General features: G+C 22.8%; 15 protein-coding genes, 1 tRNA gene and 1 pseudogene. 10 read left to right on the forward strand and 7 right to left on the reverse strand.

The genetic code is table 11. From position 1 onward, the window contains the following. Window positions 1-65: 65 nt before the first annotated feature. The 3 genes from D9V62_RS02915 to pgi form a co-directional block, all read right to left on the reverse strand. The gene (locus D9V62_RS02915) at window positions 66-1,229 is read right to left on the reverse strand and encodes a mannitol-1-phosphate 5-dehydrogenase (protein ID WP_158340296.1); all 1,164 of its coding nucleotides are present in this window, start codon (window positions 1,227-1,229) and stop codon (window positions 66-68) included. Window positions 1,230-1,249: 20 nt separating this feature from the next. Then, window positions 1,250-3,142 carry a PTS mannitol transporter subunit IICBA gene (locus tag D9V62_RS02920; protein WP_410051782.1) on the reverse strand — a complete coding sequence of 631 codons (1,893 nt, stop codon included), beginning with the start codon at window positions 3,140-3,142 and terminating at the stop codon, window positions 1,250-1,252. 118 nt (window positions 3,143-3,260) lie between these two features. Then, window positions 3,261-4,922 carry a glucose-6-phosphate isomerase gene (gene pgi / locus D9V62_RS02925; RefSeq protein ID WP_158340298.1) on the reverse strand — a complete coding sequence of 554 codons (1,662 nt, stop codon included), beginning with the start codon at window positions 4,920-4,922 and terminating at the stop codon, window positions 3,261-3,263. Window positions 4,923-5,072: 150 nt separating this feature from the next. On the opposite strand from pgi, the pseudogene orn reads away from it, so the two are divergent. From orn to D9V62_RS02945, 4 genes and pseudogenes are all read left to right on the forward strand, one after another. Continuing rightward, a pseudogene (gene orn / locus D9V62_RS02930) lies at window positions 5,073-5,613 on the forward strand (oligoribonuclease). 128 nt (window positions 5,614-5,741) lie between these two features. Further along, window positions 5,742-5,817, forward strand: a tRNA-Gly gene (locus tag D9V62_RS02935). A gap of 42 nt (window positions 5,818-5,859) precedes the next feature. Beyond that, a complete protein-coding gene (locus D9V62_RS02940; RefSeq protein WP_158340299.1) occupies window positions 5,860-6,039 on the forward strand; it encodes a hypothetical protein in 180 nt (59 codons plus the stop codon). Continuing rightward, entirely contained in the window at window positions 6,036-6,770 is a 735-nt protein-coding gene (locus D9V62_RS02945; protein ID WP_261979524.1) for an N-acetylmuramoyl-L-alanine amidase, read from the forward strand. Before D9V62_RS02940 ends, D9V62_RS02945 begins: the two co-directional genes overlap by 4 nt. Before the next feature lie 108 nt (window positions 6,771-6,878). Here the strand turns inward: D9V62_RS02945 and rpmE are convergent, their stop codons facing one another. Continuing rightward, a complete protein-coding gene (rpmE, locus tag D9V62_RS02950) occupies window positions 6,879-7,097 on the reverse strand; it encodes a 50S ribosomal protein L31 (RefSeq protein WP_158340301.1) in 219 nt (72 codons plus the stop codon). Window positions 7,098-7,188: 91 nt separating this feature from the next. Between rpmE and D9V62_RS02955 the strand changes: the two genes are divergently transcribed. The 5 genes from D9V62_RS02955 (at window position 7,189) to D9V62_RS02975 (ending at window position 10,955) form a co-directional block, all read left to right on the forward strand. Beyond that, window positions 7,189-7,434 (forward strand): hypothetical protein, encoded by a 246-nt coding sequence (locus D9V62_RS02955; protein WP_158340302.1) that lies wholly within the window; start codon window positions 7,189-7,191, stop codon window positions 7,432-7,434. 135 nt (window positions 7,435-7,569) lie between these two features. Further along, the gene (gene hslV / locus D9V62_RS02960) at window positions 7,570-8,100 is read left to right on the forward strand and encodes an ATP-dependent protease subunit HslV (protein WP_158340303.1); all 531 of its coding nucleotides are present in this window, start codon (window positions 7,570-7,572) and stop codon (window positions 8,098-8,100) included. 11 nt (window positions 8,101-8,111) lie between these two features. Next, entirely contained in the window at window positions 8,112-9,443 is a 1,332-nt protein-coding gene (gene hslU, locus D9V62_RS02965) for an HslU--HslV peptidase ATPase subunit (protein ID WP_158340304.1), read from the forward strand. Window positions 9,444-9,622: 179 nt separating this feature from the next. After that, window positions 9,623-10,099, forward strand: coding sequence for an Hsp20 family protein (locus tag D9V62_RS02970; protein WP_158340305.1), 477 nt, complete (start codon window positions 9,623-9,625; stop codon window positions 10,097-10,099). Between the two features lie 103 nt (window positions 10,100-10,202). Next, complete coding sequence (locus tag D9V62_RS02975; RefSeq protein WP_158340306.1) at window positions 10,203-10,955, forward strand: FAD-binding oxidoreductase; 753 nt, start codon at window positions 10,203-10,205, stop codon at window positions 10,953-10,955. A gap of 7 nt (window positions 10,956-10,962) precedes the next feature. On the opposite strand, the gene epmA is transcribed toward D9V62_RS02975, so the two are convergent. Continuing rightward, entirely contained in the window at window positions 10,963-11,937 is a 975-nt protein-coding gene (gene epmA / locus D9V62_RS02980; protein WP_158340307.1) for an elongation factor P--(R)-beta-lysine ligase, read from the reverse strand. Window positions 11,938-12,031: 94 nt separating this feature from the next. On the opposite strand from epmA, the gene coaD reads away from it, so the two are divergent. Then, window positions 12,032-12,532, forward strand: coding sequence for a pantetheine-phosphate adenylyltransferase (gene coaD / locus D9V62_RS02985; protein ID WP_158340308.1), 501 nt, complete (start codon window positions 12,032-12,034; stop codon window positions 12,530-12,532). Between the two features lie 84 nt (window positions 12,533-12,616). Here coaD and D9V62_RS02990 read toward each other — a convergent pair whose 3' ends face one another. Then, complete coding sequence (locus D9V62_RS02990) at window positions 12,617-13,516, reverse strand: hypothetical protein (RefSeq protein ID WP_158340309.1); 900 nt, start codon at window positions 13,514-13,516, stop codon at window positions 12,617-12,619. 218 nt (window positions 13,517-13,734) lie between these two features. Then, window positions 13,735-14,130 (reverse strand): hypothetical protein, encoded by a 396-nt coding sequence (locus tag D9V62_RS02995; RefSeq protein ID WP_158340310.1) that lies wholly within the window; start codon window positions 14,128-14,130, stop codon window positions 13,735-13,737. Window positions 14,131-14,319 lie beyond the last annotated feature (189 nt).

Here is a 14,319-nt window from a genome sequence, read left to right on the forward strand (position 1 = left end):
TTACCTTATTCTCTAATTTATTTAAGAAAAAACATTTAAAAAAAGTAAAATTAATTATATATTTTTTAGAAAAATTTTTTTTTAATTGAAATATATTCAAAAACAATCAAGTTCATTTCATGACTATCTAATGGTAAATTAGAGATTTGAAATAATGCTTCTTTTATTCCTAATATTTTTATTAAATTAAAAATTTTTATAGATTCTAAATCATTTTTATTTTTATAACATAAAGCTGCTGCAATACCTTTTATTAAATTATGATATGAAAAACTATATTTTTTCGCTATTAATAAAGGTTTTATTAAACGTTCGTTTTCAGCTAATTTTTGCAATGGATTTCGTGCAATACGTTCAACTTTATCTAATAAAAGGGGATTTTGAAAACGATGTAAAATTTGAGTAATATAAGAAAAATGATTTTTTTTGTTGAAACTATATTTTTTAATTAATGTTAATCCGCTTTCTTCCATTGCGCCTTGCACAATATTTTTTATATCATTATCTTTGATACTTTCATAGATAGTTTTATACTTCTTTATCCAACCTAAATAAGCTGTTATAGCATGTCCTGTATTTAATGTAAAAATTTTTCTATCTATAAAAGATTTTAAATTATTACTTATTGTCATATCAACAATTTTAGGGATAGTTCCTTTAAATTGTTTTTTATCTACGATCCATTCTCTAAAATTTTCAGCAGTCAAAGATAAGTTATTTTTTTCAAAAGAAAATATTGATGGAATAATAGTATCAATACTGCAATCTATAAATCCAATATAATTATTAAAATACTCATGGTATTTAATAGGAATTATTTTTAAAACAATTCCTTTTAAATAAGAACTTGCTTGAACTTTATTTTCGCAAGCAATAACATTTAATAGATTTGTAGATTTTAATTTTATCTTTAATATAATTCCTTGTGCTAAAATTAATGCTATTTTATCTAGGGAAAGAGCTCCAATTGCAGTTGTGATTAAATCAACATTAGATACAATATTTAAAATATCAGGATTATTTAATTGAATTGCACGAAAATTATTTATATTAAAAATTTTTTCATATTTATATCCTACTAATTTTACTTTGTATTTTTTATGATAATTTAAAGAATCTATTATATTTTGATTTATATCAGTAAAAGTAAGATCAAAACCAGATTGTAATATTGCTCTTCCAATAAAACCACGACCAATATTTCCAGCACCAAAATGTAAAACTTTCATATAAAATCCTAATTAAATTTTTAAATGTTTAAATATAATAAAACCTCTTTTATATTTTTTGTTTTAGATAGTTTATCAATGATTTTTTTATCATCTAATGCATTTGTAATTTTACTAACCACCATAACATGTTCATTATTTTTAGCAGCAATTCCAATTACAAGATAAGCAATATCATCAATATTATCTCCAAAACGTACACCTTTAGGAAATTGACAGAAAATTATTCCAGTTTTTAAAATAGTATCTTTTGCTTGTATAGTACCATGTGGTAACGCAATGTTTTCACCTAACCACGTAGACGTAATTTTTTCTCGTTCTAACATTGAATCAATGTAATCAATTTTAACGTAACCTTGTTCTACTAAATATTTTCCAACAATTTTGATCGCTTGCTCTTTATTATCAGCAAATTGATTAAGAAAAATATTTTTTTCACTTAATTGAAATAACTTTTCTAGTTCATTTGATTTATTAAAATTATTTATTTTAGTTATATTTTCTGTATTATAAAAGTTTTTATTTTGAATTAATTTATTTACTAAAAATTCATAGAAACCATGATCAAGAAAATTAGTTAAAGATATATGTTTGGCATTAGGAGCGTATTCTTTAGCACGAGGAGTTAAATTTTTATGTGTTATTACAATATCAACATTTTTAGGTATAGAATGAATAGAAACATTAAATACAGATATATTTATTAAATTTTTTTTTCTTATTTGTTTTCGAAGAATACTAGCACCTATCGCACTAGATCCCATACCCGCATCACATGCTACTACAATAGTATTGATATTTTCAAAAAAATCATCTGATTTATTATTGTTATAATTTAATAAATTATCATTAATTGCACTATTATTGGGGTGAATAGACTTTACATTTTTATTATTAACAAATTTTAATAATATAATAGCTGTTAAAAAAGAAATAATAAAAGAAGAAAAAATAGAAAAAATATTAATGAAATATAAATCTTTTTTTGTCATTGCTAGAATAGATATAATAGATCCTGGTGAAACCGCTCCAATTAAACCACCTTGAAAAAAAACAAGCATGAAAATACCAGTCATACTTCCTAAAATAAGCGAGAATATTAATTTTGGATTAATTAAAACGTAAGGAAAATAAACTTCATGAACTCCTCCTAAAAATTGAATAATTGAAGCTCCTCCTGCTGATTTATAATAGTTTCCTTGTCCGAAAAAAAAACATGCAAGCAATACACCTAATCCTGGTCCGGGATTAGATTCTATTAAAAAAAATATAGAACTGTTGTTTACTAAAATATCTTGAAGACCTAATGGAGACAAAATTCCATGATTAATTGTATTATTTAAAAAAAATATTTTAGCAGGTTCAATTATAATAGCTATGAGTGGTAATAAATTATAATGTACAATAATTTTTAATAAATAACCTATAAAATTTGAAATAAATTCAATACAAGGTCCAATAAATAAAAATGAAATAATCGTTAAAAATATTCCAATTATTGCAATAGAAAAATTATTAACTAACATTTCAAAACCATATTTTATTTTATCTTTTACTAGATCATCAAAACTTTTAATAGTCCAACCACCTAATGTTCCAGAAACCATCGCTCCTAATAACATAGGTATTTTAGTACTTGCAATCATACCAACAGTAGTAATACTTCCAATAATACCACCTCTTTCTCCACCAATTAATCGTCCTCCAGTATATCCAATAAGAATTGGTAAAAGATAAAATATCATAGGTGAAATTAATTCTGCTAAAACTTTATTTGGTTGCCATCCTAGAGGTGTAAAAAATGCACTCATAATACCCCAAGCAATAAAAACACTTATATTGGGCATCATTATATTACTTAAAAATTGACCAAAATTTTGTATTTTTGATTTAATTAATTTAAACATATTCATTGCTCATATACTGAAAAATATATTAATTACAAATAATAAAATATTACTTAGTATTTAATATTAAATCTAATATTTATTATTTAATATTAATTTATAACTAAAAAAATTGATTAAAATTTTATTTATAAAAAGAATTATAAAAACTTATTAAACCTTGTGTAGACGAATCGAAATTTTTATCATTTTCTATATCAAAAAAATTTTTGTAAATATTTTTAGCTAATTTTTTTCCTAATTCTACACCCCATTGATCAAAACTAAAAATATTTAATAAATGACCTTGTACAAATATTTTATGTTCATATAAAGCAATCAAAACACCTAAATTATAGGGTGTAATTTTTTGTATTAAAATAGAATTAGTAGGTTGATTTCCTACACAGTGTGTAAATAAAAAATTTCTATTGATTTCATTTGTAATATTTTTTATATTTTCTTCAAAAAAAGTAAATTTTTTTACAAAAGATATTTCTGAACTTCCAAAAGCAAGTGCTTGAGTCTGCGCAAGAAAATTAGATATTAATTTTATATGATGATTTCTTAAATTATTATGCGAAATAATAGGAACAATAAAATCACTTGGAATTAATTTAGTGCCTTGATGCATTAATTGGAAGAATGCATGTTGACCATTAGTTCCTGGTTCTCCCCAAATAATAGGTCCTGTTTGATAAGATATTTTTTGACCTCTTTTATCTATTGATTTACCATTAGATTCCATATTAGATTGCTGAAAATAAGCTGAAAACCGATGCATATATTGATCATATGGAAATATTGCCTCTGTTTCTGAACCAAAAAAATTAGTATACCAAATACTAATAAGAGCTAATATTATTGGTATGTTTGTTTCATATTCTGAATTATAAAAGTGATTATCCATAGCATGGGCGCCATTTAAAAATTTTTCAAAATTCTTAAATCCGATAGATAAAATAATAGATAATCCTACTGAAGACCATAATGAAAAACGACCACCGACCCAATTCCAAAATTCAAAAATATTTTTAATATTAATACCAAAATTTAAAGCATTTTTTATGTTAGCGGATAAAGCAAAAAAATGTTTATCAAGAGTAGAAATTTCTTTGGAATTTTTTAAAAACCATATTTTTGCACTATTGGCATTTGTTATTGTTTCTTCTGTAGTAAAAGTTTTGGAAGCTATTAAAAAAATTGTTGTCTCAGGATTAATTTTTTTAAAAACTTCAGAAAGATGAGTACCATCTATGTTTGAAACGTAATGTATATTTAAATGGTTTTTATATGGACGTAATGCTTCTGTAACCATATACGGACCTAAATCAGAACCTCCGATACCTATATTAACTACATCTGAAATAGATTTTCCAGTATAACCTTTCCATTGTCCACTAATTACTAATTCTGAAAAAATTTTCATTTTTTTTAAAACATAATTTACCTTTAACATAACATTACAGTTATTTACAAAAATTGGAGAATTTTGTCTGTTTCGTAAAGCAATATGCAGTACAGAACGATTTTCTGTTTCATTTATTTTTTCTCCAGAAAACATTGATCTGATAGCTTTTTTTACGTTCAGTTCCTTAGCTAAATCTAATAAATATTTTAAAGTATTTTGAGTAATTCGATTTTTTGAAAAATCAACTAATATTTTATTTTCAAAACAAATAGAAAACTTTTTAAATCTATTAGAATCTAATAAAAAAAGATCTCTTAAATGTACATTTTTTACTATATCAAAATGATTTTTTAAAACATTCCAAGATCTTGTTTGGATAAGATTAATATTTTTCACTTAAATAATCTCTTAAATAATTTATAAATATTTAATTATTATACTATAATGTTTAAAGTGTCCAATATCTATTAATAACAAAAAATTATTAAAATATTTTAAAAATAAAAAATTGTTATCTAATAAAAAAATAGTCATTAAAAAAAACTTATGAAATTTAATAATAAAAATCTAATTTGGATTGATTTAGAAATGACAGGACTAAATCCTACAATTCATCGAATTATTGAAATAGCTACTTTAATTACAGATGCAAAACTAAATATTATTTCAAAAGGACCAGTTATTGCTATTAATCAACAAGAAAAGCATATGTTATTAATGAATGAGTGGAATAAAACAACTCATAAAAAAAATGGATTAATCGAAAGAGTAAAAAAAAGCTCTTATAATGAATCTAAAGCTGAATCTAAAACTATATTTTTTTTAAAACAATGGGTTCCTCTAAAAACATCACCAATGTGTGGTAATAGTATTTATCAAGATCGAAAATTTTTACATCAGTACATGCCAGATTTAGAAAATTATTTTCATTATCGCTGCATTGATGTTAGTACTATTAAAGAATTGGTATCTCTTTGGTATCCTAAAATAAAAGGGTTTAAAAAAAAAAAATCATACTGCATTAGAAGATATAACAGAATCAATAATGGAATTACGTTTTTATAAAAAAATATTTTTTAATATCTAATTAAATTAAAAATTTTATAAAAATAAATAATAAATATTAAGTAAAAAAAGTTTTTTAAAGTAAAGCTTGATTAATAAGTTTTATCTATATAAAATATATAAAATATTTTAAAAAATAGTTTAAACTTTGCGGGAATAGCTCAGCTGGTAGAGCACAACCTTGCCAAGGTTGGGGTCGCGAGTTCGAATCTCGTTTCCCGCTCCAAAAATTAAAAATAAATATTTGCTAAAAAATTAAGGAAAATTTATGATTTTTTATTGTTCTTATAAATGGATAATATTAGCTTGTTTATTAGTTAGTTTTCAAGGTAAATTTAAGAAAAATATTGAAAAAAATGTTATTCATAAAACAATATTTGAAAAAAAAATAAAAAATTATCAAAAAAAAAATAATTTTTTTTTCATAAATTTAAAAAAAATACAATAAAAAAAACAAAAAAAATTACTATATTAATAGATGCAGGGCATGGCGGACAAGATCCAGGATCAATTGGACATAACGGACTAAAAGAAAAAGAAGTAACATTAAAAATTGCTATTAATCTAAAAAAATTATTAAATAATAATAAAATGTTTCATGCAGTTTTAACGCGTAACAATGATTCTTATCTGTCTTTAAAAAAAAGAAAAAACTTGTTAAAAAATCAAAAAACAAGTCTATTACTTTCGATTCATGTAGATTCTTCAAGACAACAATATGTATCAGGAATATCAATCTGGATTGTTTCAAGTAATCGAATGTATCGTGAAATTAACAATTTCATAAGTGACAAAACAGAAAAAATCTATTTTTCTAAAAATATTGAAGATATCTTTAAAAACAATAAAAATGATATGTATTTAAAAAAAACTATTCTCGATTTGCAATTTAACAATTTTCAAACTATGGAAATAAACTTATCAAGTTATATATTTCAAGAATTTAAAAAAATTGTAAAAATTAATAAAAAACGACCAAATTATGCTAGCTTAGGAATATTAAGTTCTATAAATACACCTTCTATTTTAATTGAAACTGGATTTATTACAAATTTCGAAGAAGAAAAAAAATTACGAACAATTTCCTATCAAAAAAAAATTGCTAATGCTATTTATATTGCATTAAAAAATTATTTCCAAAACAAATCTATATCTAATGTTTTAAAAAACATTGAATAAGAATAATTAGATTAATTTTTATGTTAAATATATTTTAAGCATCAAAATATTATTTAGATGCTTAAAATTAAAAATTATTATTTAAAATATAAAATAAAAAAAATAATTTTATATCGTTTCTGTTTTAGTCATTTTAAAACGTTTTTTAAATCTTTCAACACGTCCTCCAGTATCAATAATTCTTTGTTTTCCAGTATAAAATGGATGACATTTTGCACATATATCTAGATTTAGATTATGATTAACAGTTGAAAAAATTTCAATTTTATTTCCACATGAACAAGTAGCTATTATCTGAGAATAATAAGGATGTATTTTTTTTTTCATAGAAATTTCCTACATTTATTAAAATATTTATTCTATTATACGACTATTAGTTATTAACTATTATGTTTTTTTAAAAATAAAAAATAAAAATATGTATAAAAATCAAAATAAAATTAATTCGATGTATTTTAAAAAAAAGAAAAAAAAAAAAATTAAATTTAATAAATATAATTTATTTATTATCTTAATAGTAATAATTATTTTTTTGATTTTTTTTAAAATATTTTCAAAAAATACAAATCAAAAAGTACTTATTCAAAAAAAAGAAAATGAAAATATATTACCTGCTGAACCAAAAGAAAGATGGAAATACATTAAAAAATTAGAAAATTTATAAAAATAAATACTTTTAAAAAAAAAATATTCAAAGAAATATATTGTTTTAATCGATTAATTATACATAATAAAAAAATTTATATATAAATTTTTATATATTTCAAAATAAAAACGTTATTTTTAAGAGGTTTTTCTTGTGACCACAATACTTAGTGTAAGATTAAAAAATAAAGTAGTAATTGGAGGTGATGGACAAGCAACTTTAGGCAATACTATCATGAAAAGTAATGTCAAAAAAATTAGAACTCTTTATCACGAACAAGTAATTGCTGGTTTTGCAGGAGGAACTGCAGATGCCTTTACTTTATTTGATATGTTTGAAAAAAAACTATCTATATATCAAGGTCAATTACAACGATCAGCTATAGAATTAGCAAAAGATTGGAGATCTGATAAAATGCTTAGAAAATTAGAGGCTCTATTAGCGGTTGCTGATAAAGAGACTTCATTAATTATTACTGGAAATGGAGATGTAATACAACCTGAAGATGATTTAATTGCAATTGGATCAGGAGGATCTTATGCTCAATCAGCTGCTCGAGCATTAATAGAAAATACTAATCTTAGTGCTAAAAAAATCGTAGAGAAATCACTCAATATTGCTGCAAATATTTGTATATACACAAATCATATTTTCACTATAAAAGAACTACTTTCAGAAAAGTAAGGATTATTTATATGTCTGAAATGACTCCTCCTCAAATTGTTGCTGAACTTGATAAATTCATTGTTGGTCAAGAAAAAGCAAAAAAAGCGGTATCTATTGCATTAAGAAATCGTTGGCGTAGAATGCAATTAAATAACGAACTAAGACAAGAAATTACACCGAAAAATATTTTAATGATTGGTCCAACTGGGGTAGGAAAAACAGAAATTGCTAGAAGATTAGCAAAATTAGCTCATTCTCCATTTATTAAAGTAGAAGCAACTAAGTTTACTGAAGTAGGATATGTAGGGAAAGAAGTAGATTCAATTATTCGAGATTTAACAGATGCCGCTATAAAAATGATTCGAATAAAAAATATAGAAAAAAATAAAATTAGAGTTGAAGAAATTGTTGAAGAAAGAATACTAGATGTTTTAGTTCCAAGGCCTAAAAATAATTGGACAGAAAATGAAAAAAATAAAAGTCTTTCAAATACTCTACAAGTATTTCGTAAAAAATTAAGAGAAGGTGTCCTTGATGATAAAGAAATTGAAATTAACTTATTAGCTACTACTATGGGTGTAGAAATTATGGCCCCTCCTGGGATGGAAGAACTAACAAGTCAATTACAATCTTTATTTCAAAATTTAGGTGGACATAAAAAAAATACAAGAAGATTAAAAATTAAAGACGCAATTTTATTATTAAAAGAAGAAGAAGCTGCAAAATTAGTTAATCCAGAAGATATTAAAAAAGAAGCAATTAATGCAGTCGAACAACATGGAATAGTATTTATAGATGAAATTGATAAAATATGCAAACGAAGTGACGCATCTGGTCCGGACATTTCAAGAGAAGGTGTACAAAGAGATTTACTTCCATTAATTGAAGGTTGTACCGTATCTACAAAATATGGTATGGTAAAAACAGATCATATTTTATTTATCACATCTGGCGCTTTTCAAACTTCTACACCTTCCGATTTAATACCTGAATTACAAGGCCGACTTCCAATAAAAGTAGAATTGCAAGCATTGACAATAAACGATTTTGAAAAAATACTTACTGAACCTACTGCATCAATTACAACACAATATAAAGCACTTATGGAAACAGAAGGGGTTTATATACATTTTACAAAAGAAGGTATTAGGAATATTGCAGAAGCTGCATGGAAGGTAAATGAATCTATGGAAAATATAGGAGCAAGGAGATTGCATACAATATTAGAAAAATTAATGGAAGATATTTCGTTTAATGCTAGCAGTAATAGTGGCAGTAAAATTGAAATAAATTCAGATTATGTTGGGAAACATTTAGATCAGTTAATATCTAATGAAGATCTTAGTCGTTTTATTTTGTAAAATAATAAAAATATTTATCCATTAAAATATAATCTAAATGGATGAATATTTTTTATTTGTAAATTACTATTGAAAAAAAAAAATAAGATCATATATAATTTAAGAAACTTTTTTAAGCTTTAAAAATATTATTTAAATTAAAAATTAAAATATATTTTATAAACAAAAAGGAGTTTTTTATGTCCTATCGTTCATTTTCTTTTTTACCAAATATTAATCACAATAGCGCTTTTTCAAATAGATTTAATCAAATTGATAAAATTTTTAGTACTTTAACAGGAGAAAAACCAATATCAGATACACCACCATATAATTTAATTGAGACTAATGAGAAAAAATATAAATTAATATTAAGTATACCTGGATATAAAGAGAAAGAGTTAGATATATCTGTTCATAATAATCAACTCGTAATTCAAGGGAAAAAAGAAAAAAAACATCAAAATAATGAAAAAATAAATAAATATTTAAATAAAGATATAATTTTTAATGATTTTTCTTTAAGTTTTAATTTTGATCATAAAATACAAGTAAGCAAAGCAAATTTATCTTTAGGTTTATTAGAATTAATTTTTGAATATCAAATTCCAGATAAAGAAAAACCTAAAAAAATATTTATTAATATTCCTAATAATACACAAATTGAAAATAAATAAAATATAAGTAATGTTTAAACAAAGTCTTTTAATAATCATTGTGCTTATTCTAACATAAGTACAATGATTATTTAAATAATTTTAAACAATATAGGAACATTCAATGAATCCATGGATTAATGCTGAAGTTTTACAAATAAAAAAATGGACAAAAAATTTATTTAGTATTTTTTTAAATGCAGATATATCGAATTTTCAAGCAGGACAATTTACAAAACTAGCATTATATGAAAATAATTCAACTAAAAAAATTCAAAGAGCATATTCTTTTGTTAATGCTCCTAGTAACAAAAATTTAGAAATTTATATTGTTCGTGTTTTAAACGGAAAATTAAGTAATTTATTATATAATTTAAAAATTGGAGATAATATATTTATTAAAAAAAATTCATTTGGATTTTTTATCTTAAAAGAAATACCTGATTGTGAAACATTATGGATGTTTGCTACTGGAACTGCAATTGGTCCTTATTGTTCTATTTTACAAGAAGGAAAAGATATAGAAAAATTTAAAAATATTGTTTTAGTACATGCTGTAAGATACAAAAACGAATTAATTTATCTTCCATTAATGAAAAAATTATATATAAAATATCATGGAAAATTAAAAATTCAAACTATAGTAAGTAGAGAAAAAGATAATGATTCTTTATCAGGTAGAATTCCCTTTTTATTGGCACACAATATAATAGAAAAAAAAATCGGATTAAATATTAACAATCAAAACTCACATATTATGTTATGTGGAAATCCACTTATGGTTAAAGATACATATTTATTTTTAAATAAACACAAAGGTATGAATAAACATTTAAGAAAAAAAAATGGACATATTACTATAGAAAATTATTGGTAATTTTTTTTTAACAACGATCAAATGCAAACGAAAGTACTTCATTAATATTTTTTTTCTCTAATGCAATCATTATTAAACGATCTATACCTATTGCAACTCCTGAACTAGAGGGTAAACCATGATGTATTGCATTTAAAAAATTATTATCTATTTTTTGTATCGGTAGATTCATTTTATATCTTATTTTATTGTTATTAATCAAACGTTTTTTGTTTTCCGAATAATCTGTTAATTCATAAAAACCATTTCCTAATTCAATTCCTTTAAAAAATATTTCAAATCTTTCTGCAATACGATTATCTTTATTATTTAAAGCAGCAAGAGATGCTTGTTCAACAGGAAAATGATATATAAATATAGGTCTTTTTTTTCCCAAAATAGGCTCTATGATCAGAGTAAATAATATTTCTATTAATGTATTTAAATTATTTTCAGAATATGTTAAATGTTCTAAATCAAACTTTTTTGAAATTTTATATAGCTCAGAAAGATTCGTAGAAAATGGATCTATATTTAAATGTTTTATAAATATTTTTTGATAAGAAATTTTATCTGATTTTTCACATTTTAATATTTTTTGAAAAAAAAAATCTATTTGATTAATAAATTTCTTCATAGAGTATGAAATTTGGTACCATTCAAGCATAGTAAATTCTGGATTATGATATTTACCGTATTCTTTATTTCTAAAACTATGACATATTTGATATATTGGTCCACTTTTAGCTGCTAGTAAACGTTTCATATGGTATTCTGGACTTGTTATTAACCATAATTTTAATGCATTTAAATTGCTTTCTGAAGAAAAATAATTAGTTTCAAAAGGAGTTAAATTTATATCTGTAACTGTTGATTTAGATAAAAAAGGAGTTTCTACTTCCAAAATTTTTTTTTCTAAAAAAAATAAACGAATATTAGCAATAATTTCAGCTCTTTTAATTAAATCTTTAATAGAAGCACTTGGCCTCCAACTTTGTTGCATATAATTTCCTTTTAACATTTATATGAAAATAAAGTTTAATATTTTAATTTTATTACAGTTAAATAAAATTATCTATAAATAAAAAATAATAAAAATGAAAAAAACAGCAATATATCCAGGTACATTTGATCCAATTACATATGGACATTTAGACATTATAACTCGTGCAACAAAAATTTTTGACAATATAATTATTGCTATTTCCTCTGACAATATAAATAAAAAAACTATTTTTAGTCTAAAAGAACGTATTCAATTAGCTAAATTAGCTACGTTACATCTTAATAACATAAAAAAAATAATTGGTTTTAATGATTTACTAGCTAATTTGGCAAAAAAAGAAAATACTAATATTTTAATTAGAGGGGTACGTACAATATTTGATTTTGATTATGAAATTAAATTAGCCGCTATAAATAAACAGATATATCCTGAATTAGATAGTATATTTTTACTTTCATCTAAAGATGTTTCATTTATATCATCATCTTTTGTAAAAGAAATCGCAAAATATAAAGGAAATGTAAAACCATATCTTCCTAAAGAAATACATTTTGCTTTTTTAAAAAAAATTAAAAAAATATCAAATAAATAGTATTTTGTTAATATAATTTAAAAAAAAATAATAGGGTTAGATAACCCTATTATTTTTTTAAAAATAGATATGTTTTTTAAAATATTAATGAATAACATATGAATGTTTTATTATTGGTGCTTTTCTATATGAAAAAATAACATTTGTTTCTATTCCATAAGAATGATGTCTTCTTATATTATTTGCATCTATAGAATAAAAATCAGATAAATTAGTAATAATGATTCTAATACTACCATCTTCTAGATGAGTGATCTCATAAAAATTTTTTGCTCGTACAATTCGAGCATTATTTAATTCTGGATGTTCAGCCATTAGTTTTAAATAAGATGGTCTTAATAAAGATGGGTTTGCATATTGAGAAATGAATTTTTGCTCGATATCATTAGTAATTAATTCTTTAAATCTTTGAAGCATCTTCTCTTTAGTTGAAGATGGAATTAAACGTCCATCAATTACGAAAACAGAAGAGTTAAAATCTATCATAAAATATTTATTTAAATCTTTAGGGACCTCTAGTTTTTCATACATCGGTGAATAAGAAGAGATTGTTGTAGTATCATTTTCCTCGGAAGACGATTCTTCTTTTTTATCAAATATTGTCCAAATATCTTTATTTTTTTCAAAGTCATAATGAGAGTTTTTGATAGTTTTGTTTATTTTATCTTGAAAATTTTTATTTAACTTGATATTTCTTAATTTTAGTTTGAAATCGAAACTATCATCAAAATCATTTGGATGCCGCTGATCAATTTTTTGTGATATTGGAGTTTCATAGTTTAAATCAGGAAAAGAACTTTCATATTCAGGGTGTTTAGGATTATGATTCAGTTTGTTAATTATTTTTAATCTTCCTTGTTCTCTTATTTTTTTAATAAGAGCATGTATCAATAATTTTGAAGATTCAATTGTCTTTTTTAACTTTTCAACATATTTAACTAAACTATCAATCTTATCATTTACCTTTCTTGTTGACTCATCCATTGAAGATCCAACAATAAAATTATAACCTGCATCAAAAATCTTTTTAAATGTAGTTCCATTTAATAAATTTATAGCTTCATCTTTGATGATTATATAAGTTGTATATATTGCTTCTTTAAGCTGATTAATTATATTATTGGCAATTTCTTTAAAATTTATACTATCAATTGTATCGTTAATAAAATTAAGTAAAGTATTTAAAGTGTTAGGGATAAATTCTAGGATAGTTTGAATCGTGGTTTTATAAGAGGATTCAGAATCAGTTTTTTTTTCACAGAGTTTTCAGGGTTTAATTCATCTAAATCGCCGATTTCACCGGTTTCTTTAATTTTTTGTTCTATTTTTTGTAAATCATTTAAGTATTTTTCATGTAATTTTTCTAACTCAACTAAATCTAAATCATTTTGAGGAAAATCGATTGTAATTTTAGTACTTTTATGTGTAGTATTTTTAGTACCGTGTGTATTTTTATTGTTTCTAGGATTATTAATTGGGTCTTCAATACGTGAAATTATTTCATTATTATCAAAAGGCTTTATTTTAGTCTTGAATTTTTCATTTTGTTCAAAAGATATTGGATTTAATTTATCAACTAGATTAATATTAGATGACATAATTTTATTTCCTTTTTTTTTAACTAACTTCTTTAAATAAAAATATTTTTGTTAAAAATTTGACAAAAAATATTTTTAAAGCAGTTTCAACTAAATTTTTAGTAGTTTTATTTTTTACTTTTTAAAACAACATTGTTAAAATTAGTATTTAAAAATAATTTTTAAGTTGCTAGTTGCTTAAGAGATGTA

This window comes from Buchnera aphidicola (Aphis helianthi), assembly GCF_005083845.1.
GTDB lineage: Bacteria > Pseudomonadota > Gammaproteobacteria > Enterobacterales > Enterobacteriaceae > Buchnera > Buchnera aphidicola_AW.